Below are 21,567 nucleotides of genomic sequence, written 5' to 3'. Positions count from 1 at the left end.
TTTCAATTATTTGAATCGTTGTCAATTTTCGCCTTAGCCAAGACGCAAAGCATTACGCCTCTACAGGATTATCCATAAATGAAATACCAACCTGCTTCAGCAGGTTTTACTCTGTTAGGCCACTGCTTCAGCTGTGGTAAAAAGAAACAGGGGACGGATCCACAATAGGTGAGACGTAATGAATTTCGCCTTTACAGGATGGCTCAATTATGTAGGATACAAAAAAAGCGCCACCTTCCGAGGAAAGCGACGCTTTAAAATTCAAAGAAGAATGGATGATTAGATCAACGCTTTGGCGTTCTCTACCACGGCATCCAATCCTGTGATATCTTTACCACCTGCAGTAGCGAAGAATGGCTGACCACCGCCACCACCTTTGATGGCTTTGGCTAATTCTTTCACCATTTTGCCTGCGTGCAGGTCTTTTTCTTTTACCAAGTTTTCGGAGATCATTACCGCTACCTGTGGTTTGCCAGCGATGTCGGCAGCCAATACCATGAACAGGTTATCGATCTCGTTTTTCATTTGGAAACAAAGGTTTTTCAACTGATCCGCAGCAGGAAGGCTTACTTTTTTGATCACTACGTTGATGTCGCCTTTGGCTTCAACAGCAGCTTTCAAATCGCCTTTCAATGCCTGTGCTTTTTCAGCGTGCAATGTTTCGATTTCTTTCGCCAAAGCAGCACGTTCGTTCATCAAGGCTTCAATCGCTTTGATGGCATCCTTAGGATTTTTCAATGCTTCTTTGATCGCTTTCAACTCGTTCGATGCTTTGTTCATATAAGCTTCCGCACCGTCAGCAGTCAAGGCTTCGATACGACGAACACCCGCAGCTACTGAAGACTCAGCAGTGATTTTGAACAAACCGATCTGACCCGTAGCCGATACGTGTGTACCTCCACAAAGCTCAACAGAGTAAGCAGGATCGAAAGTAATCACGCGAACGAAATCACCGTATTTCTCACCGAACAATGCCGTTGCGCCCAAAGCTTGTGCTTCAGCGATTGGCAAGTTACGACGCTCATCCAAAGAGATGTTCTCACGGATTTTTTGGTTCACGATTTCTTCCACCTGAGCGATTTCCTCGTCTGTCATTTTTGAGAAATGAGAGAAGTCAAAACGCAAAACGCTGTCAGATACAAAAGATCCTTTTTGCTGAACGTGATCACCCAAAACTGATTTCAATGCCGAGTGCAACAAGTGTGTTGCCGTGTGGTTGTTCATCGACAACTGACGTTTTTTCGCGCTTACCACTGCATGAAATTCTGCCGAAGGATTTTCAGGAAGTGCCTTCATGATGTGAATAGATAACTCATTTTCCTTCTTGGTATCGATGATGCTGTATTTTTTGCCTTCAGCCTCAATGTACCCAACATCACCAGCCTGTCCACCTGATTCTGCATAGAATGGTGTTGTTTCCAAAACCACTTGGAACATCGACTTTTTCTTGTTGTCTTTCACCTCACGGTAACGTAAGATTTTGGTCGTTGCTTCCAAATGATCGTAGCCGATGAAGCTCACATCTTCTCCCTCATGAACAACCGTCCAATCCGAAGTTTCTGTTTTCGCCGCATTACGCGAACGATCTTTCTGTACCTTCATCTCCGCCTCGAAGCCTTTTTCGTCAATGTTCAGACCGTTCTCACGGGCGATCAATGCCGTCAAATCGACAGGGAAACCGAAAGTATCATATAATTCAAAGACAGTCTTACCGTCCAAAGTATCTTTTTTCGAAGCCTTCAACTCTTCGCTCAAGCCGTCGATTTTGCGCAAACCTGTTTCCAACGTACGCAAGAAAGCCGATTCCTCTTCCATGATCACCTTGATGATGAAGTCCTGCTGAGCGATCAACTCAGGGAACACACCGTCAAATTGCTCACACAATAATGGCACAAGCGTGTTGATGAATGGCTGTTTGAAGTCCAAGAAAGTATAACCGTAACGTACCGCACGACGCAAAATACGACGGATCACATATCCTGCCTTGTTGTTTGATGGCAACTGACCGTCGGCAATCGCAAATGATACCGCACGAACGTGATCGACAATCACACGCAAAGCGATGTCAATCTTCTCTTCTTTACCATACTCAACGCCTGACTTCTGTGCCAAGAATTGGATCATTGGTTGGAAAACATCTGTATCGTAGTTTGATGTTTTGCCCTGAAGCGCCATACATAAACGCTCAAAGCCCATACCCGTATCGACATGTTGCGCAGGCAACTTGATCAGGCTACCATCCGCCATGCGGTTGAACTGCATGAATACCAAGTTCCAGATTTCAACAACCTGTGGGTGGTCTTCATTCACCAAATCCTTACCCGCAACTTTGGCGATCTCCTCATCCGAACGCAAGTCAATGTGGATTTCCGAACATGGACCACAAGGACCTTGCTCACCCATTTCCCAGAAGTTGTCCTTCTTGTTACCGTTCAGAATACGGTCCTCAGCGATCAACGCTTTCCAGAAATCATAAGCCTCCGTATCGCGTGCCAATCCTTCTTTTTCGTCCCCTTCGAAGATCGTTACATACAAACGCTCTTTTGGCAACTGATAAACATCCGTCAAAAGTTCCCACGCCCAAGCGATGGCTTCTTTTTTGAAATAATCACCAAAAGACCAGTTACCCAGCATCTCAAACATGGTGTGGTGATAGGTATCAATCCCCACCTCTTCCAAGTCATTGTGCTTGCCAGAAACCCTCATGCACTTTTGAGTATCTGCGGCTCGTTTATAATCTACCGTTTTATTACCTAAGAAGATATCTTTAAATTGATTCATTCCGGCATTGGTGAACATCAAGGTAGGGTCGTCTTTGACTACCATTGGCGCAGAGGACACTACTTGGTGTGTTTTTTCCTCAAAAAACTCCAAAAATTTCTGTCTTATTTGCTTGGAATCCATGTATCTGAATAACTAAAATTTGAATTGCTAATTTTGAAAGTTATGTTTTAGCTGTACCTTTACATAACTTGCTATGTCGATTTTGATCACTTCTGCAAAAGTAATGCATCAAATGATGTGAACGAACATTTAATTCACAAAAATAGCAGAATTTTAGAATACATACTCAACAGATGGCCAAGATAAAATATTACTACGATACAGAAACGTGCAGATACGAAAGGATTACCATATCTAAACGTATGCGGTTAATGAACTATTTGGGGTTCCTGACCGGCAGTATTTGCTGTGCAATCGTTATTTTAGTGATTTTCGGTATTTGGTTTGACTCCCCGAAGGAAGCGATACTCAAGAAGGAAAATAAAGAGCTTCAGTATCATTATGACCTGCTTAAAGGCAAGGTCGATAATGCGGTGAAGATGCTGGGCTATCTGGAGGAGCGGGATGCAAATATTTATCGGGTAATTTATGAGGCAGAGCCTATTCCTCTCGAAGTACGGCAAGGGGGTGTTGGCGGCAGTTATCGGTATGCTGACCTGCTGGAGCGAGGGCTGAAAAGTGAATCCCTGGTATTGGATACTTACAAAAAAGTGGACGCGCTGCGCAAACGCCTGTATGTGCAGTCTAAATCCTACGATGAAATTTTGAGCCTGGCCCGAAACAAAGAAAAACTGTGGGCATCATTGCCTGCTATTCAGCCTTTGAGTAATAAAGACCTGAAGCGTTTGGCTTCCGGTTACGGTTATCGTATTCACCCGATTCATAAAATCCGAAGATTACATACTGGGATTGATTTTTCGGCACCCAAAGGAACGCCAATTTACGCTACCGGGGCCGGCAAGGTGGTGAAGACCAAAACGGATTTCAGTGGTTACGGTAAGCATGTTGTGATTGACCACGGTTATGGCTATAAAACACTTTATGCGCATATGCAGGATTTTGCGGTTAAGCGTGGTGCAAAAGTGAAGCGTGGGGATTTGATCGGCTACGTGGGGAACACGGGCTCTTCGACTGCACCGCATTGCCATTATGAAGTCCGTAAAAATGACCGCCCGGTCAATCCAATTAATTATTTGTACCAGGGGATTACGCCTGAGGAATATGAGGAGTTATTGCGCCTGGCATCGGTAGAAAATCAGTCATTGTCATAAATAAAACAAAATTTCGTCTTTTTGCTCGAGCGTTTGAAAAAACCGTTTTGAGGCACTGAGATCAATATTAGCGATTGGTTTTTCGCGAATCTGCCGACCTTCGTCCGTGGATTCGGGAGAAAACCTGTCGCTATTTTTTTGAAGTCTTTTAGAGTAAGTGCTTTATTTCTTTTAAATTTATGCGATATTTAAGAAAGAGTACTTGGGAGGAAATGAACACTTTAAGCCTTTGAACTGTGCCGTACAAAGAGAAAGAAATACTAAAAAAATACTTTACAATTGGCGAGGTAGCGGAAATGTTGCAGGTTTCCACTTCATTGATTCGCTTCTGGGAGGGGGAATTTGGATTGATCCGCCCGAAGAAAAACCGCAATGGTAACCGTCAGTTTACGCGTGAGGATATTGCCAATGTGAAAGTGATTTACCATTTGGTGAAAGAAAAGGGCTATACCTTACAAGGTGCCAAAGATTACCTGAAAAACAATTCCAAAGAGGTTAAAGATAAGTTGGAGATAGTAGAATCTCTTCGCTCACTAAAATCTTTCCTCATTGACCTCAAAACACAGCTCTAAGGAAAAACAATTCCTTTTAGGCGCTATCGCCCTGGGCATGGTACCAGGCGTCGGAGCGCATATTTTTCGTTCACTGATCGCCCATTTTGGCTCGGCACAAGCGGTATGGGATGTTCCTCCAGGTGAACTTCAGAAAGTTAAAGGGGTGGGCGCTAAATTATCGGCACACCTGAAAAACCCGACCCTGTTTTTTGATGCCGCACAACAGCAAATCGATCGTTGCAGCCTGCTGGGTATCCGTTTGCTTTCATTGCAGGATCCCGCTTATCCCTTCCGACTCAAACAAATTGCCGATGCGCCGCCCGTCATTTATGTATATGGGGAGGCCGACCTGAATCCGCACCGGAGTATTGCAGTGGTGGGTACAAGGCGTGCTACCGCTTACGGACTTGATTTTCTCACTGATTTTATAGATTACCTCAAGCCCTATCAGCCCACCATCGTCTCTGGGCTTGCCTACGGTATTGATATCCATGCACATAAAAGAGCACTCGCTACAGCGCTGCCCACCATCGGAGTTATGGCCAGTGGAATGAACATTATTTATCCGCAAAAACACCGCAATACCGCCGTAGAAATGGTGAAATGTGGTGGTGCCCTGATCACAGAATCCCCCTTGGATACCTCCCCCGATGCCATGCTTTTTCCTGCCCGAAACCGGATTATCGCTGGCCTCTGCGATGCTGTGGTGGTCATTGAAGCCATGGCTTCTGGTGGCGCCCTGATTACGGCTGAACTTGCCAATGATTACAATCGGGAGGTTTTGGCACTCGGTGGGCCCTATCATTCCAAATATAGTGAAGGTTGCAATAACCTGGTCAAACAGCAAAGAGCACACCTTATGACGACTCCCGAGGATTTGGTCAGCTTGCTGAATTGGCAATTGCCAACAGATGAACAAGACGCAGTAAGCAAGAAGTTTGAAGAATTTTTGAGCAATGAGGAGATGGCCGTGGTTACTTTTCTTCAAAAATACGGGCAACCCATTCACCGTGATGAACTTTTGGCAGGAATGGAGATGGAGGACAATCAGTTGCTTTCGACCTTGCTGAGCCTGGAGTTGCAGTCTATTGTGCAAAACCTGCCAGGTAATCAGGTGGTGTTGCGGCGGTGATTTATGGTTATGTAGGGACGTTGCATGCAACGTCCGTACCGTGAGGTACCAAAATAGCGTGTTAAGGGACCTTGATTTCCATGATTTTTATTTACACAGACTTGAATTTGAAATGCTTGTAGAGGCGTTATTCTTAACGACTCACTTAACAATTTTAGGCTATCGCGAGCGTCTCTCTCGTGATAGCATGGGTTAGCTTTAATAAAAAATCAATTAACCATGACCTTTATCTTTCGCTTCGCTAAGAGGCTGTCGCACGGTTTGGTTCTTTGAATTTAGTGCAAAATATTATTTCGTGAGCTGTACGGATGCACCTGCGTGTGTATCCAAACCACCCAAAATAGATGATGATTCGGGCAGACACATAGGTCAGCCCACAATGTCATTAAGTTAAGGATTTTGAGGGACACAGGTCTAAATTTGAAATGCTCGTAGAGGCGTTATTCTTAACGACTCACGTAACGATTTGAATAAATCTAAGAGGAAACCTATAAAATCACCATTGAATTAGACGTTAAAAATAACGTCTCTACAGGATAATGCGCTTAACTTAATGACATTGGGTCAGCCCATACAGTGGCCAAATAAAATTTCGTGGTGTAAAATCAGATTATGGTTATGCAACAACCCTTCTACATTATCATCGAAAACCATAGGGTGAGACATAATGAATTATGCCTTTACAAGATTGACCTGAATAAAAAAATCAAGGCAATCCTGTAAATCAAGGTAATCATGGTCAAAACACTACAATTTAGCCCTTCCAACTGACAAGCCACAATCCTTTCCCCTCATGGTATTAATTCTCATTCCTGTTCCTTAACTTGCAAGCCATAACATTTACAGCATGAAAATTCAGGAAAACCATTCGCTTGCGGGCTTGAACACTTTCGGGGTGTCTGAAACAGCCAAATATTTCACATCCATAACCTCTGTGGAGGAACTGAAAGAGGTGTTGGCCTCGGATATTTTTCAGCAGAATCCGTGGATGATGCTCGGCGGTGGAAGCAATGTGTTGTTCACCAAGCCTTATGATGGATTAATCATCTTGAATCAAATCAAAGGCATAGAGTTGGTAAAGGAAGATGAAAGTAATGTGTTCCTGAAAGTAGGCGCAGGAGAGGTATGGCATGAAGTGGTTTTGCATACTTTGGCAAACGGTTGGTTTGGCATGGAAAATATGTCCTTGATCCCAGGTTCTGTGGGAGCATCACCGATACAGAATATTGGAGCCTACGGCATGGAGCTCAAAGATGTTTTTGAATCTTTGGAGGCTGTTGAGGTGGCAACCGGCAAGCTGAAAACCTTTACGCATGAAGAATGTGCTTTTGGCTATCGTGATTCCTTCTTCAAAAGAGCAGGCAAAGGCAAATTCATCATTACCTCGGTTTGTCTGAAGCTGAATAAATCCGCACAAATCAATGTTTCCTATGGAGCGATTCAGCAGGTCTTGGAAGAAAAAGGCATTACCGAAATCACCCCAAAGGCCGTCAGCGATGCCGTGATTGAGATCCGTCAGTCCAAATTGCCCGATCCCAAAGAAATCGGCAACGGCGGAAGCTTCTTCAAAAATCCTGTCATTGAAGAAGATCAATACCTTGACCTCAAAGAAGAGTTTCCACGATTGTCCGGTTACCCTGCAGGAAAAGGTTTTGTGAAAATCCCCGCAGGTTTTTTGATCGACCAAGCAGGATGGAAAGGCTACCGAAAAGGGAATGTTGGCGTACACGAAAAGCAGGCATTGGTCTTGGTGAACTTCGGCGGAAACAACGGTCAGGCGATTATTGATCTGGCGAAAGAAATTCAAGCCTCAGTGATGGAAAAGTTCGGGGTGGAGATTCAGCCAGAAGTGAATATTATTGGTTGATTTTTCTCTTAATAATACAATGAAGTCCAAGTCTAATAAAGGCTTGGACTTTTTTATGTGCGCCGTGCATGGCGATTAACTAATCGGTGCAAGTCCGTAGTGGGGGTTAGTAGTGCCAACCACATAGCAGAAGGCAAGGGTGTATACCGTGAGGTATAATCTGAAGGAAGCCGTATGCAAATCTCTGGCCTGAGGGACACGAACATCATGAGGCAGTATTGTTTGGATAAGCTTGCATAACAAAGTAAAGTCCAAAACTACTCGGAAGGCAATGCTGTAAATGGTGCAGGTAGATGGGGAGAAAGTTAATCGTCTTACCGCGGGAGATCTCGCAGGGGTGTCTACTAATAGTAAAGGACACGTTCGAAAAAGGTTTACTGCGAGAAGTCAGCCGAAGTCATAGTAGCCGAGACCGACGGCGAAGGACTGAACTTTAATTAGAAATCATTACAGAAAGTTACCGAATGAAAGGTAGAAAGCAGAAAGTACAAAGAAATAGTAGCTTGTTCGGAAAAGCACCTGCGGAACAGGGGAAAGCCGAACGAGTGCCGACTTTTGTTTGGATAACTGAAGCGGATGATTTCACAGTTACACAGAGAAAGGAAGGATTGTTAGACAAAATCTTGTGCCCTTATAATTTGAACCGAGCTTATCAGCGAGTGGTCAAGAACAAAGGGAGCCATGGAATTGATGGAATGAAGGTCGGCGCTTTGGCGTCATATCTGCAAATTCATGGAAGGGAGATTGTGCAGTCCATACGTCAAGGGAACTACCGCCCGAACCCAGTCCGACGTGTAGAAATACCGAAGGACAATGGGAAGACACGCCCTTTGGGGATACCAACGGTAGTGGATCGTTGGGTACAACAGGCGATCAGCCAAGTTTTAGTTCCGATTTACGAAAAGGAATTTTCACCTCATAGCTATGGATTTCGTCCTGGTCGCAGTCAGCATCAGGCATTACTTCAAAGCCAAGAGATTTTATCAGAAGGCTATCGCTATGCGGTGGACTTAGATATGGAGAAGTTCTTTGACACGGTAAATCATAGTTATCTTATCACTTTACTGTCAGAACAAATCAAGGAAGGATCGGTGATTTCACTCATTCACAAATATTTGAATGCAGGTGTTGTGATCGGTCATAAATTTGAAGCAAGCACCGACGGCGTACCGCAGGGTGGACCATTGAGCCCATTATTGAGCAATGTAATGCTTAATGTGTTGGATCAAGAACTGACCAAGCGGGGACACCGATTCGTGCGCTATGCTGATGATATGATTATCTTTAGTAAAGGTAGAAAAGGAGCGGAACGACTCAAAAGAACAGTTACCCGATTTATTGAAGGTAGGCTGTATTTGAGGGTAAACAAGGAGAAAACGCAGGTAGTACCAAGACGGCAAATCAAATTTTTGGGATACTCCTTCTACATGTGGAAGGGAAAAGCACGTTTTCGAGTTCAAGCCAAAAGTATCAATCGGCTAAAGGATAAAATGCGTGCTATCACCAATAAAAGTAATGGTCTGGGCTATCAAAGGCGGAAAACCCTGCTATCTCAAACGATAAAAGGGTGGATCAATTACTACAAATTTGCCGAGATGAAAACCATCATGCAACGACTCGACGAGTGGTTACGCCGACGAATTCGGGCATTTACTTGGAAGAATTGGAAGCGGGTAAGAACACGGTTCAAGGAACTAAAGCGACTGGGTGCCGATACATCGAAAGCCTGGGAACACGCCAACACAAGAAAAGGACATTGGCGGATCGCAAAGAGCCCTGTATTACACAAAACCCTGACTGATGAAGTGCTTCGAGAACAAGGCTACGTCTCTCTAAAGACATACTATCTCTCTGTACACTGAATTAAAGAACCGCCCTGTACGGATCCGTACGCAGGGTGGTGTGGGAGGTGCACTGGTGAAAGAGGAAATTTTCTTTCACCAGCCATCTACCCTATTATGTTGATTTTTCAAACGGGATAATTCAAGAGGGTTGGGAGTTAAAAAGTGGAGTTTGTTCTTTAGGTAAATGTATACTTTTGCTCCAATTTCTAAATTCAACTCAACCTATATGAGATTTCTATTTTTATTATTAGGCTTATTGGGCGTTCAGGTATTTGCATCACAACAGGCTCATGCCGATGAAGAACGCCCTTTTATTATTACTGTCGATATTCCGGATGACAGTAAGGATTTTTATGTACTTATCAGGGGAGGAGTCAATGATTCCGGAGCCAGTGATTATACCATTGATTGGGGGGATGGCAATACGACAACAGGAGGAAGCAGTTCAGAGGAACAGGTAAGTCATACTTATGCGGAGGCAGGAGAGTATCAGGTAAGCATGAGTGGGAAGTTGCCTTCAGTTACATTTTCGACATTTAATAATAATCCTAATCAAACTCAAAAGGACAACGCTTCAAAAGTATCCGAGGTCGTTCAGTGGGGAAGTAACCAGTGGTACAGTACGGAATATATGTTTGCGGAAGCATCCGCAATAACAGATATGCCAGAAGAAAGTCCCAATTTGAGCTTTGTTAGTAGCATGCAGGGAATGTTTTACAGAGCAGTTAATTTCAATGGAAATTTGAGTTCCTGGGATGTCAGCAATGTGCAGGATATGTCCTATTTGTTTGCAATTGCCGCATCGTTTAATGGAGATTTAAGTAGCTGGGATGTTGGTAATGTGGCAACCATAGATTTTATGTTTCAACATGCAAGAGCGTTCAATGGGAATTTAAGCGCATGGGACGTCAGTAATGTGCGGTATATGCGTTATGTGTTCAGTGGTGCGCTGATCTTTTCTGGGGATTTGAGCACATGGGATATTAGTAATGTGTACTTGATGGATGATTTGTTACGGTACCCTAATTTTAATCGGGACCTTTATGAAAAAATTCTGAAAAATTGGAGCCAATTAGACGTGCGTTCTGGGCTCAGACTTGAATTATCCACCACTTATTGCTCGCCTGAGGCGGTTGAAGGTCGGCGTATATTGATCGAAAAAGGATGGGTAATTTCTGATAATGGGAGAAATTGTTCTGGGGTAGTAGAAACAGCTCCTCAACTGCCGGAGGGAGAAGGTACGTCCGAAAACCCCTATGTTATATCAAATTTAGCTGAACTGAGGTGGTTGTCTGAGGGAATAGAGGAAGGAACCTCAGCCGCTGATCGATGGCAGGGGGAGCATAATCACTATTTATTGTCTGCTGATATAGATGCCTTTGAGTGTAAAGAATGGAACGAGGGGAAAGGTTTTTTGCCGATTGGTCGTGAGGGGTTGAGTTTTACAGGCGTTTTTGACGGACAAAATTTTAAGATTTCTTATTTGAGGCTCGATGACAGATATGGCATAAACTATGGCTTGTTTGGTGAAATAGAAGATGCGACGGTGAAAAATTTAGCCGTTGACCATTATGAAGTTTATGCTGATAAAAAAGTCGGTTTGATCGCCTCCGCAATTAGGAGTGAAATTGAAAATGTTCATGTTCAGGGAAGATATTTGGCAAAGGAGACGTTAGGTGGTGTGGTTGGTTATTTAGGTGATGGGTCCAATATAAGTCTTTGCGCAGCAACGGTCGAAATGATAGGCGTACCTAAAAAGGTTGGAGGGGTTGTTGGTGAGGCAGTGGATGGAGGGACTATACGTCTTTGTCAGTCGGCAGGAACCATACCGGGATATAATTATATTGGAGGGCTTGTCGGTTGGTTGAAGAATACAAAGTTAGAAAATGGGCATTCGAGTGTTCAGATAGAAAGTAAATACCCAGGTGACCATATTGACCAGATTGGCGGACTTGCAGGATTTGTTGAAGACGCTCAAATTAGCAATGCCTACGCAATAGGGCTCCTTATACCAAATTATGGACAAGTTTTAAGTGGTGCAATTGGAGAGGTAACCAACAGTAATGTTGCGGGTGTTTTTTGGGATAAACAAACCACGGGAATGCAATCGGATGGTTCGGAGCATTCGGTCGGGCTCTTGACGGCTGATTTTGAAGATCAGTCCAATTTTACCAACTGGGATTTTGAGGGTGTTTGGGCAATGGGTAAGACGAGTGAAGGATTAATTCGCCCGTTCTTCCAAAAGGATGTAAATCAGGTAAAGGTTTCCATAAATGGTAATGGGAAAGTAACTGGGGATGCCTTTTATGCTTTTGATAGTGTTGATTTAAGTTTCGTGATTCAACCAAATCAAAACTATGTGTTGGAATCTTGCGAGGTTGATGGTCATATTGTTGATGTGAAGGACAATATGAAGTTGGAGTTCGCGAACATTCAGGAAGATATAAATGTCAATGTCAGCTTTACATTGAAAACCTACGAACTAACCGCATCAGTAGCAGACGGACCAATAGGCGAAAAAGGAGCAACGATTACCCCTGAATCCACAATAGTTACGCATGGGGATGAGGCGAGCTTTACTTTGACTTTCGATCCCGGCTATGAGTTGGATTATTGGAAGGTTGATGGCCAAATTCAGGAAGAGACTTCCAATACCTTAACATTAAGTAATGTGACGAAGGCTCAAACAGTGGAGGCTAAAGCAAAAATCATTGAATATCCAATGACGTTGCTACCTTTGGAAAATGGGGTTATTTCCGCATCAACGACTTCAGTTCCTCATGGCACTTCAGTGAACTTCACCTTGGAGCCAGTAGAAGGCTATGAATTGGATGAATGGACAATCGATAATGTGGTAGTCGATGAACCATCGAATGTTTTGACCATTTTGAGCGTAACTCAGGCGCATAGAGTTTCGGCTACGGTCAAGTTGAAAACTTATCCAATATCGGCATCTGTATCTGAGCCAGATCAAGCAAGTATCAATCCAACGACGGTAACCTTGGAACATGGTGCAAGTCAAGATTTCGAACTAACTATTGAAACAGGCTATGAGTTGGATGGCTGGTATATTAATGATGAATTGCAGTCAGAAACATCAAGCACATTGCGTATTACTGCTTTTGATGCGATGAATATCGAGGCGAAAGTAAAACCGATTGCTTATAACATTACCGCTTCTGCAGGTATTAATGCAACGATTTCTCCAGAAGAGATCATGGTGGGTTATGGGGCAACACAACGCTTTACTGTTACACCAAGAGAGGATTATGAAGTGATTCGTTGGACCGTAGATGATGTTACTCAAGAAGGTGCGGCGGGCAATACATTTGATTTGTTGGTAAGCGGTGAACATCATGTACACGCAACAACACAACAGAAGAAGTACAAGGTCAATGCTTCTGTAAATAATGATGCTGGTGGTTCCCTGTCCTACCGTGATGATGAACTTATCCACGGTCAGGATTTTGAGATTTCAGTAAGCTTGAATGAGGGGTATGAAGTCAATCAGTGGGTTGTCAATGGGGTGGTTGAAAATACCAAAGAAACCAACAAGCTTATTCAAGGGGTAAAAGAAGACTTGGTTATTGAAGTTGTCCTTGAATTGATCAAATATCCAATAACCGTTGTTCAGGTAGAAGGAGCTGCGATTTCACCGGCAACCATTGAAGTAGCACATGGTATGGATCAAACCTTTGAACTGTCCCTGGAAGATGGTTATTCAGTAGATTATTGGACGGTAGACGGTGAGTCGGTAAAAGTAAACAGTTTGGTTTATACTTTAAGAGATATAAAATCTGAACATCAAGTAAGTGCTTTATTAACGCGCAAGGCTTATGAGGTAACGGCAAGCGTGAATGAGGGGGCAACCATTTCCCCTGAGACCGTGTCTGTTTTCCATGGTGAAAATCAAACTTTCACTTTGGAGATCGAAGCTGGTTACCAACTGAAACATTGGATGGTCAATGACATGATTCAGACAGAAACCTCTAATACCTTTGTGTTGAAGGATGTTCAGGAAAATAATCTGCATGTTGAAGCGGTGGTAGAACCTGTGGTTTATACCCTAACAGTGGTTCAAGTAGAAAACGGCTCCATCTCCCCAGAAACCACCACAGTCAGTTATGGCGAAGATCAAACTTTCACGATCTCAACGGATAAATACCACCTTATCGAAGACGTCTTAGTCGATGGCGAATCCGTTGGTGCGGTAGAAACCTACACCTTCGAGGCAGTGGAGGCAGACCATGAAATCACGGCGATCTTTACCCGTATTTTGTCGAATGATCAGCAGGCGGGCATTCGTGTTTATCCAAACCCAGTTCGGGAGAATCTGCATTTCGAAGGGCTGAGCAAGCAAGCAACGGTTCAGTTCGTTGATGCGATGGGACGCATTGTTTTGAAAACAGTGGTTGCACCAAATACCCCAACGGTTGATGTCAGTCCATTGGGAACCGGTTTGTATCAGGTGATGTTGGACGGACAGGTGGTCGAGAAATTATTGAAAGAATAAGACGGTAGGTGCACCGCATGCGGCGTGCTAACGTTCAATATGTCGCACCAAGATCCCGCATAAAATAGGAACAGGCTATCCTTTTTGGGGTAGCCTGTTTTGTTTGCGACGGTTTTTAAATCAATGGATTCAGTCAGGTTTGAATATTATTGATTGATATTAAATGAAAATAAAATAAGATAAATGCATCAATATTATCTCTTGATGATAAGAGAGGGAGATCCAAGTTCAATTCAGGCTTGTATTTTTTTGTTTAATTCCTTTATATTCGGTTAAGTGCTTGGGTCGCTATAGGTTGATTGATGTATAGACATGGAATCAACTTTCTGTCTTTCCCAATTGCACCGACGGGAATAGTGGGTCAATATATTCTTTAAACCATCTAATTCCAGTTGATAATTTTGAGGCAAGCTCACTCCATTGTTCTTGAATAAATTCGCTCAAAACATCTTTGCTTTTAATGATACCTTGTTGGCTTAAGCTCCTTTTTATTTGCTTCCATAACTGCTCAATCGGGTTAAGATCAGGTGAGTATGGAGGTAGGTAAACTAAGTAAATATTATTCTCTCGAGCATATTCTTTTACTGCCTGCGATTTGTGAGATGAAAAATTATCCCACAATACAATAATTGCTTCCGCCTCAGAGTTAGCGTTTTTCACCTCCTTTAAAGCGTCAACAAACCGATCTGACTTGGCATTTTCAAGCTCACAATAAACACTATTGCCTTTCATGGCATAAAAACCAAAAGTACTAAGTCTGTTTCTTTTAGAGTTTACCTCTTTCCGTTTTTTAAAAAAGCTCCATAGCCGTGATGAATTGTGATAATTTTGATATGAGGTTTCATCGCAAAAGCCGAAGCTACAATTCTCAAATTTAACATTATCGAGCTCCAACTGCTGTTTTAAGCCATTTAAACGCATTTTCAATATATTATCAGCATTCTTTGGTCGGTGTATATCTATAGGGCTTGGTTTGTAATAATACATCCCAAATCCCCTCAATAAATTGACAACGGAGCGTTTACAATACTGGACATTAAACTCTTCTTCTAAATAGGCTCGCACATCCGAGTTTGACCAAAAGTCGATTTGATGAAGTTCAGTTTTCATTTTAGTGAGCTGCTCTTCACTCAGCTTGGATTCTCGTCCACCATTTTTACCTTGATGACTTGTCAGGACGTCCGTTTTTTTTCGAGCCATGCTCTCCTCCAGCTTTTCAAACTACTCTCTGAGACATGAGTAACTTGGGCTACGTGTGAAATATTTCCATCATACTCGTCAATCAGTTTGAGGCATAATGCACGGAATTCTTCAGAGTACTTCTTGTTATCATCGAGCCAATTGTTCAATAAATGGATGTCTTCAAGCTTTTTCATCGTTTTTTACTACTGGTTGTAGAGCTATAACAAATTTGGGCGGAAAGTTTCTTCGTGATCTATAATTATTGAGAATAAAAATCAATATCAAGCATTCATTCAGTAAAATAATATTTATTTTTACTTATAATATTTTAATTTAACTCAACCTATATGAGATTTTTATTTCTACTATTGAGCCTGTTGGGGCTCCAAATGGTGGCGCCATGGCACGCCTGTGCCGAAGAAGAGCGCCCTTTTATCATTACTGTCAATATTCCCGAAGACAGCAAGGATTTTTTTGTGAGAATCAAAGGGGATGTCAATGGCTCAGGTGCCAGTGATTATACCATTGATTGGGGGGACGGTAATACGACCAAAGGAGGAAGCAGTTCAGAGGAAGAGGTAAGTCATACCTATGCTGAAGCAGGGGAGTATCAAGTGAGTATGAGTGGGAAGTTGCCTCATATTACTTTTTCAGTATTTTTTGGGCAAGCATCAGAAGTGAGAAAAAATAATGCAGCAAAGGTTTTGTTTTTAGACGCTTGGGGAACAAATCAATGGTACAGTGCAAGTTTCATGTTTAATTTTGCAAGGAATATACAGGGGAGAAATACTGATGTCCCTGACTTTTCTCTGGTAAGTGACATGAGATATATGTTTCGTGGTGCCAAGAGTTTCAATGGTGATCTGAATAGTTGGGATGTTAGTAATGTAACGGATATGTCATCTATGTTCTTTGGCGCCAACAGCTTCAATGGTGATTTAAGTGATTGGGATGTAGGTAACGTAGCAGATATGTCTTATATGTTTTGTGAGGCAACTATTTTCAATGATGATTTAAGTAATTGGGACGTAAGCAATGTAAAGAACATGTCACTGCTGTTTAGTAGAGCGATTAATTTCAATGGTGATTTAAGTAATTGGGATGTTGGAAATGTGACAAGAATGTCATCTATGTTCTTTGGCGCCAACAGTTTCAATGGTGATTTGAGTTCTTGGGATGTTGGAAATGTGACAAGTGTGTATCAGATGTTTAGAAGTGCCGACAGTTTCAATGGTGACTTGAGTTCTTGGGATGTCAGTAGTGTTACAAATATGTCCGCTATGTTTTGTTGGGCTCGGAACTTTAACAGTGATTTGAGTAGTTGGGACGTCGGTAATGTGACAAGTATGTATCAGATGTTTTCTGTTGCTCCGAGTTTCAACAGTGATTTGAGTAGTTGGGACGTCGGTAATGTAACGAATATGTATCAGATGTTTAATTCTGCTTCGAGTTTCAATAGTGATTTGAGTTCTTGGGATGTCGGTAATGTAACGAATATGTCTCAAATGTTTGATTATGCCATGAGTTTCAATAGTGATTTGAGTAGCTGGGATGTAAGTAATGTGACTGATATGTCTCGCATGTTTTATTCTGCGATCAGTTTCAATAGCGATTTGAGTAGTTGGGATGTGAGCAAAGTGGAGAGTATGGAGGGGATGTTTTCTTGGACAAATAACTTTGCTGCGGGGAATTACGATGAATTGCTTTATGCCTGGTCTCAATTACCGCTACAATCCAATGTGGTGTTTAGAGCACCGGCCTATTACTGTAATGAAGCAGATTATGCCTTACGTGAAAAGCTTATCAGTGAGAAAGGCTGGACAATCACTGAAAGTACACAAAACTGTAGTGCATTGGTGAGGTTCAATACCCTTGGCGGTAATCCAGCTTCCTTGGTTGATCAATATGCTGGCCAAAAGGATCAGTTGGTAAGGGTACCTCAGGTTGTTCCTGAAAAAGACGGACAGCCTTGTGTAGGTTGGGCAACAAGTAATGATGGCGGACAGACATTGGATTTCGCATGGGATTTTATGAAAGATCAGGCAGTGGAAAACATGACCCTTTATGCCAAATATGATTATCAGATTTGGGCATCGGCCACTGGAGGAGCGACAATTTTTGAAGATCAAGTGACTCTTACTCCAGGCGATTCTTATACTTTCACGGTCAATGTCCCTGAAGGTAAATCGGTGCTTTATTGGTCGGTGAATGGGGTTCGTCAGTCCGTTCAAGGCAACAGTTTTACCATTGAAAATATTCAGGCTGACCATCGATTGAAAGCTGTCGTGGGCAATGCGGATGATTTTATAGTTACCGTTAAAATCCCAGAAGATAGCAAAGACTTTTATGTAAAAATCCATGGGAATGTTAATGAATCGGGAGCGAGTGATTACACGATTGATTGGGGAGATGGGAATATTACGACGGGAGGAAGTGATGCTATCGAAACAATTGATCATACATATGAATCGGCGGGGGAATACCAAGTAAGTATTAGTGGGAAATTACCACAAATGACGTTTTCGGGTTTTGGAGAATGGTTAAATTCCAGTGATTCGGAAAATGCTGAAAAAGTCATCAGTTTGGACTCCTGGGGAAATAATCAATGGTATAGTTTAGCTAATCTTTTTTATGGTGCCGGAAACTTTATCTATAATACTGACGCTGTTCCGGATTTGACGCATGTAACCACCATGAGAAATACATTCAGGGAAGCAGGGCTGTTTAATGCAGACCTGAATGCCTGGGACGTGAGTAATGTCGAATTGATGATTTGGACTTTTAGGGGGGCAAGATCTTTTACGGGCAATATCAGTGATTGGGACGTGAGTAATGTGACTCATATGGGAGGACTGTTTTCAGACTGTCCTTTTAATGGAGACCTTAGTCGTTGGGATGTGAGTCAGGTGACGAGCATGGGAAATATGTTTTCACTCAATAGTCAATTTAATCAAAATATTGGAGGTTGGGATGTGAGCAAGGTAACGGATATGGAGCGGATGTTCGATCGAGCCACGGTATTTAATCAAAATTTGAATGCCTGGGATGTGAGTCAGGTAACAAAAATGAATAGTATGTTTGAGCAGGCAACATCTTTTGACGGTGATATCTCCTCTTGGAATGTTGGTCATGTAACGGATATGAATGCTATGTTTTATGATGCCCGTTCATTCAACAGTGATATCTCCTCTTGGGATGTGAGTAATGTGACGAATATGAGTTCAATGTTTCGTGCTGCTCGCTCTTTTAATGGAGATGTTTCCTCTTGGGATGTGAGTCAGGTAACGGATATGAACTCAATGTTTCGCAGTGCCTATATCTTTGATAGTGATGTTTCTTCCTGGGATGTGAGACATGTAACGGATATGAATGCTTTGTTTGGGCATGCCTATGCCTTTGATAGTGATGTTTCTTCCTGGGATGTGAGTAATGTGACGAATATGAACTCTATGTTTGAGGGAGCCAGATTATTCAATGGAGATGTTTCCTCTTGGGATGTTAGTAGTGTGCGGTATATGCAATATATGTTTTATGATGCTTACCCTTTTAATGGCGATTTAAGTACATGGGAGTTGTCGAGTTTGGAGTCGGCTTCTCGTTTTATTCAAAATACCTCATTGACCGATGAAGACTATGAGCGAATGTTGATCTCTTGGAGTGAACAACAACTACCTGCAGGTGTGGTGTTAGAAGTTGATTTGGCTTATTGTTCTGTTGAGGCATTTGAAGCTCATGAAAAATTAGCCGCTAAAGGCTGGGATCTAAGGGATGGCGGAAGAAGCTGTGATTTTGATCAGGAGACCGCAGCGGTCAAACCGCAGGGTGATGGTACGGAAGGAACTCCCTATTTGATTTCGAATCTGGCAGAACTCCGTTGGCTGTCTGAAGGTATTTCGGGTGGTATGACCGATGAAGAACGCTGGGCAGGTAAATACTATAAGGTAACGAATATTATTGATGCCATAGAAACTCAACAATGGAATGACGGTTTGGGCCTTATGCCAATTGGAAATACCACAACAGCCTTTACAGGGGTATTTGATGGTCAATCCAACGATATTTTCAGTTTGCGAATAAATGATAATCAGCATGATGATATTGGGTTCTTTGGAAAGGTGGATGGCGCCACCATCAAGAATGTAACATTGACAGACCTTTCGATTGCAGGTAAAGAGAAAGTCGGTCTGATCGCTTCTGCCCGAAACTCACAAATAGAGAATATTCATATTCAGGGAGACGTTGAGGGAGTAGATTATACAGGAGCAATAGTAGGTTTCCTATCCAATAGTAAAGTAGCTACGGCTGATCTTCAGGTGAATGTGAAAGGGGCTAATTCAGTTGGTGGTGCTGTTGGGTATGCCAACTATATATTTGGCTTGGGTGGATACGATACTGATATCCGGAATATAGCCATAAAAGGAAAGGTTGAAGGCACTGAATATGTTGGTGGTTTGGTCGGAGATGCCATGGGAGCCAATATTGTGAATAGTTATAGTTTGGCAGAAGTAAATGGTGGTTCGAATGTCGGTGGGATCGTAGCGCAAAATAACACCGGACGTACAGCTCATGTTTATGCTGCGGGAAAAATAAATGCCAGCGGTTCGAATGTCGGCGGTGTGATAGGCGTCGAGACGGTCGGTTTATTGGTAGAGAATGTGTACTGGGACAAAGAGGTGACAGGTAAAACATCTTCTGCCGGTTCGAGTGAAAATGCAGGCTTGGCTACTGCTGATTTTGCAACTTCTTCAAATTTCAAGAGTTGGGATTTTGATGCCTTGTGGGCAATCGGTATTGAGGGTAACCAAAAGCGGCCATTTTTTCAGCGTAATTTATTGGCTGTAAATGTTAGCACCGATGGAAATGGAAGCGTGGAAGGCAATGATTACTTGGTGAGAAAAGGCGGGAGTATTTCGCTAAAAGCCGTTCCTAATGAAAATTATGTGGTAGATCAGGTGACAGTTAATGGAGAACCGATTTTTGTAGGTGAGCAAGGTTCGTTTGTTGTCGCAAACGTTCAGGCAGCGGTTAAGGTAGAGGTTGCTTTCAAGTTGAGAACCTATCAGGTAACTGCGACAGTGAATGAAGGGGCAACGATTAGTCCAGAAGTAGTTGATGTAACCCATGGGAGTGATCAATCTTTTACCCTTACCCTTGACCCTGGCTATCAATTGAAACATTGGATTCTTCGTGATGTTGTTGGATCTATTCAAGATGAAACATCAACCACCTTTGTCTTGAAGAATGTGCAAAAAAGTTATTTAAAAGTGGAAGCCGTAGTAGAACCTGCTATTTATACCCTTATGGTAACACAAGCTCGTTTTGGAACGATCTCTCCTGAAACCACTAACCTGAGTTATGGAGAGAGTCAAACCTTTACCATTACTCCTGTTGAAAATGGAGGCATCGAAGACGTCTTAGTCGATGGCAAATCCGTTGGTGCGGTAGAAACCTACACCTTCGAGGCCGTGGACGCAGACCATGAAATCACGGCGATCTTTACCCGTATTTTGTCGAATGATCAGCAGGTGGGCATTCATGTTTATCCAAACCCTGTTCAAGAGCACCTTCATTTCGCAGGGCTGAGCAAGCAGGCAACGGTTCAGTTCGTTGATGCCATGGGACGCATTGTTTTGAAAACAGTGGTTGCGCCAAACGCCTCAACGGTTGATGTCAGTCCATTGGGAACAGGTTTGTACCAGGTGATGTTGGACGGACAGGTCATCGAGAAATTATTGAAAGAATAAGGTGAGTGCACCAAAATTCCGCATAAAACAAAAACAGGCTATCCAATTTGGGTAGCCTGTTTCGTTTGTTGTAGTATTTAAATCAACGAATCCAATCGTTCTTTATCTTCAAATCGTTGGGTGGTGTATTTTTCGACTTTCACGCCAAACTTACGCAGGAAATCCACGCCTTCATCTGAAGGCAGTCCTTTGTATTCAGCATATGATTTGTAATAATACACCTCCTTGATGCCAGAGCTGTAAATGATGCGCGCGCAGGCCAAACAAGGGGCAAGGGTAACGTAGAGCGTACTGCCTTCAACGTCTGTTTTATTTTTTACCGCATACAGAATTGCGTTTTGTTCGGCATGGATGGCCAATGAACAACTTCCCTTGGAATCACTTGCGCATCCTGTTGTTGGGTATTCTTCATCACAGTTGTGTGTGCCTGCTGGAGGCCCATTATAACCGATGGAAATAATTCGGGTGTCTTTGGCCAATACTGCACCAACATGCTTCTTGATACAGTGGGATCGTCGTGCGATATTCAGCGCGAGCTCCATGTAAATATCGTCAAAATTCGGTCTGCTCATGGTTTTTATATTTCGTAGGAGGACAGAAATTAACCACTCATAAAAAATATCGCTTTATCAGCACGAATTCATTTGCGGGACTGAAAAGGTCTTCTTAATTTCCG

The 21,567-nt window shown here is 42.7% G+C and carries 11 protein-coding genes; 7 read left to right on the top strand and 4 right to left on the bottom strand.

Annotation, left to right across the window (positions count from 1 at the left end; all coding sequences use genetic code 11):
- Positions 1-279 precede the first annotated feature (279 nt).
- On the bottom strand, positions 280-2,904 hold the full coding sequence (gene alaS, locus AABK40_RS10625) for an alanine--tRNA ligase (protein WP_338397025.1): 2,625 nt from the start codon (positions 2,902-2,904) through the stop codon (positions 280-282).
- Between the two features lie 173 nt (positions 2,905-3,077).
- Between alaS and AABK40_RS10620 the strand changes: the two genes are divergently transcribed.
- From AABK40_RS10620 to AABK40_RS10595, 6 genes are all read left to right on the top strand, one after another.
- Entirely contained in the window at positions 3,078-4,055 is a 978-nt protein-coding gene (locus AABK40_RS10620) for a M23 family metallopeptidase (RefSeq protein ID WP_338397024.1), read from the top strand.
- A 236-nt stretch (positions 4,056-4,291) separates the two neighbouring features.
- Positions 4,292-4,627 (top strand): MerR family transcriptional regulator, encoded by a 336-nt coding sequence (locus tag AABK40_RS10615; protein WP_332919970.1) that lies wholly within the window; start codon positions 4,292-4,294, stop codon positions 4,625-4,627.
- Positions 4,605-5,741 (top strand): DNA-processing protein DprA, encoded by a 1,137-nt coding sequence (dprA, locus tag AABK40_RS10610; RefSeq protein ID WP_338397023.1) that lies wholly within the window; start codon positions 4,605-4,607, stop codon positions 5,739-5,741. Before AABK40_RS10615 ends, dprA begins: the two co-directional genes overlap by 23 nt.
- An 847-nt stretch (positions 5,742-6,588) precedes the next feature.
- On the top strand, positions 6,589-7,608 hold the full coding sequence (murB, locus tag AABK40_RS10605) for a UDP-N-acetylmuramate dehydrogenase (RefSeq protein WP_338397022.1): 1,020 nt from the start codon (positions 6,589-6,591) through the stop codon (positions 7,606-7,608).
- A 464-nt stretch (positions 7,609-8,072) separates the two neighbouring features.
- The gene (gene ltrA / locus AABK40_RS10600) at positions 8,073-9,470 is read left to right on the top strand and encodes a group II intron reverse transcriptase/maturase (protein ID WP_338397021.1); all 1,398 of its coding nucleotides are present in this window, start codon (positions 8,073-8,075) and stop codon (positions 9,468-9,470) included.
- A 208-nt stretch (positions 9,471-9,678) separates the two neighbouring features.
- The gene (locus AABK40_RS10595) at positions 9,679-13,965 is read left to right on the top strand and encodes a BspA family leucine-rich repeat surface protein (protein ID WP_338397020.1); all 4,287 of its coding nucleotides are present in this window, start codon (positions 9,679-9,681) and stop codon (positions 13,963-13,965) included.
- Positions 13,966-14,283: 318 nt separating this feature from the next.
- On the opposite strand, the gene AABK40_RS10590 is transcribed toward AABK40_RS10595, so the two are convergent.
- Both AABK40_RS10590 and AABK40_RS23855 read right to left on the bottom strand, forming a co-directional pair.
- On the bottom strand, positions 14,284-15,165 hold the full coding sequence (locus AABK40_RS10590; protein ID WP_338397019.1) for an IS630 family transposase: 882 nt from the start codon (positions 15,163-15,165) through the stop codon (positions 14,284-14,286).
- Positions 15,138-15,341, bottom strand: coding sequence for a transposase (locus AABK40_RS23855; RefSeq protein WP_421953289.1), 204 nt, complete (start codon positions 15,339-15,341; stop codon positions 15,138-15,140). Before AABK40_RS23855 ends, AABK40_RS10590 begins: the two co-directional genes overlap by 28 nt.
- A 153-nt stretch (positions 15,342-15,494) precedes the next feature.
- Here AABK40_RS23855 and AABK40_RS10585 point away from each other — a divergent pair, with 153 nt between their 5' ends.
- Positions 15,495-20,891, top strand: coding sequence for a BspA family leucine-rich repeat surface protein (locus AABK40_RS10585; protein ID WP_338397018.1), 5,397 nt, complete (start codon positions 15,495-15,497; stop codon positions 20,889-20,891).
- A 77-nt stretch (positions 20,892-20,968) separates the two neighbouring features.
- Here the strand turns inward: AABK40_RS10585 and AABK40_RS10580 are convergent, their stop codons facing one another.
- Complete coding sequence (locus AABK40_RS10580) at positions 20,969-21,463, bottom strand: deoxycytidylate deaminase (protein WP_332919966.1); 495 nt, start codon at positions 21,461-21,463, stop codon at positions 20,969-20,971.
- Between the last annotated feature and the right edge of the window lie 104 nt (positions 21,464-21,567).

The organism is Persicobacter psychrovividus (assembly GCF_036492425.1).
Classification (GTDB): domain Bacteria; phylum Bacteroidota; class Bacteroidia; order Cytophagales; family Cyclobacteriaceae; genus Persicobacter; species Persicobacter psychrovividus.
This window is presented reverse-complemented; position numbering and strand designations above follow the sequence as displayed.

Coding starts and splice junctions, on each gene's coding strand:
- alaS (WP_338397025.1), bottom strand. CDS start 2,904: ATGGATTCCAAGCAAATAAGACAGAAATTTTTGGAGTTTTTTGAGGAA.
- AABK40_RS10620 (WP_338397024.1), top strand. CDS start 3,078: ATGGCCAAGATAAAATATTACTACGATACAGAAACGTGCAGATACGAA.
- murB (WP_338397022.1), top strand. CDS start 6,589: ATGAAAATTCAGGAAAACCATTCGCTTGCGGGCTTGAACACTTTCGGG.
- ltrA (WP_338397021.1), top strand. CDS start 8,073: ATGAAAGGTAGAAAGCAGAAAGTACAAAGAAATAGTAGCTTGTTCGGA.
- AABK40_RS10595 (WP_338397020.1), top strand. CDS start 9,679: ATGAGATTTCTATTTTTATTATTAGGCTTATTGGGCGTTCAGGTATTT.
- AABK40_RS10590 (WP_338397019.1), bottom strand. CDS start 15,165: ATGGCTCGAAAAAAAACGGACGTCCTGACAAGTCATCAAGGTAAAAAT.
- AABK40_RS23855 (WP_421953289.1), bottom strand. CDS start 15,341: ATGAAAAAGCTTGAAGACATCCATTTATTGAACAATTGGCTCGATGAT.
- AABK40_RS10585 (WP_338397018.1), top strand. CDS start 15,495: ATGAGATTTTTATTTCTACTATTGAGCCTGTTGGGGCTCCAAATGGTG.
- AABK40_RS10580 (WP_332919966.1), bottom strand. CDS start 21,463: ATGAGCAGACCGAATTTTGACGATATTTACATGGAGCTCGCGCTGAAT.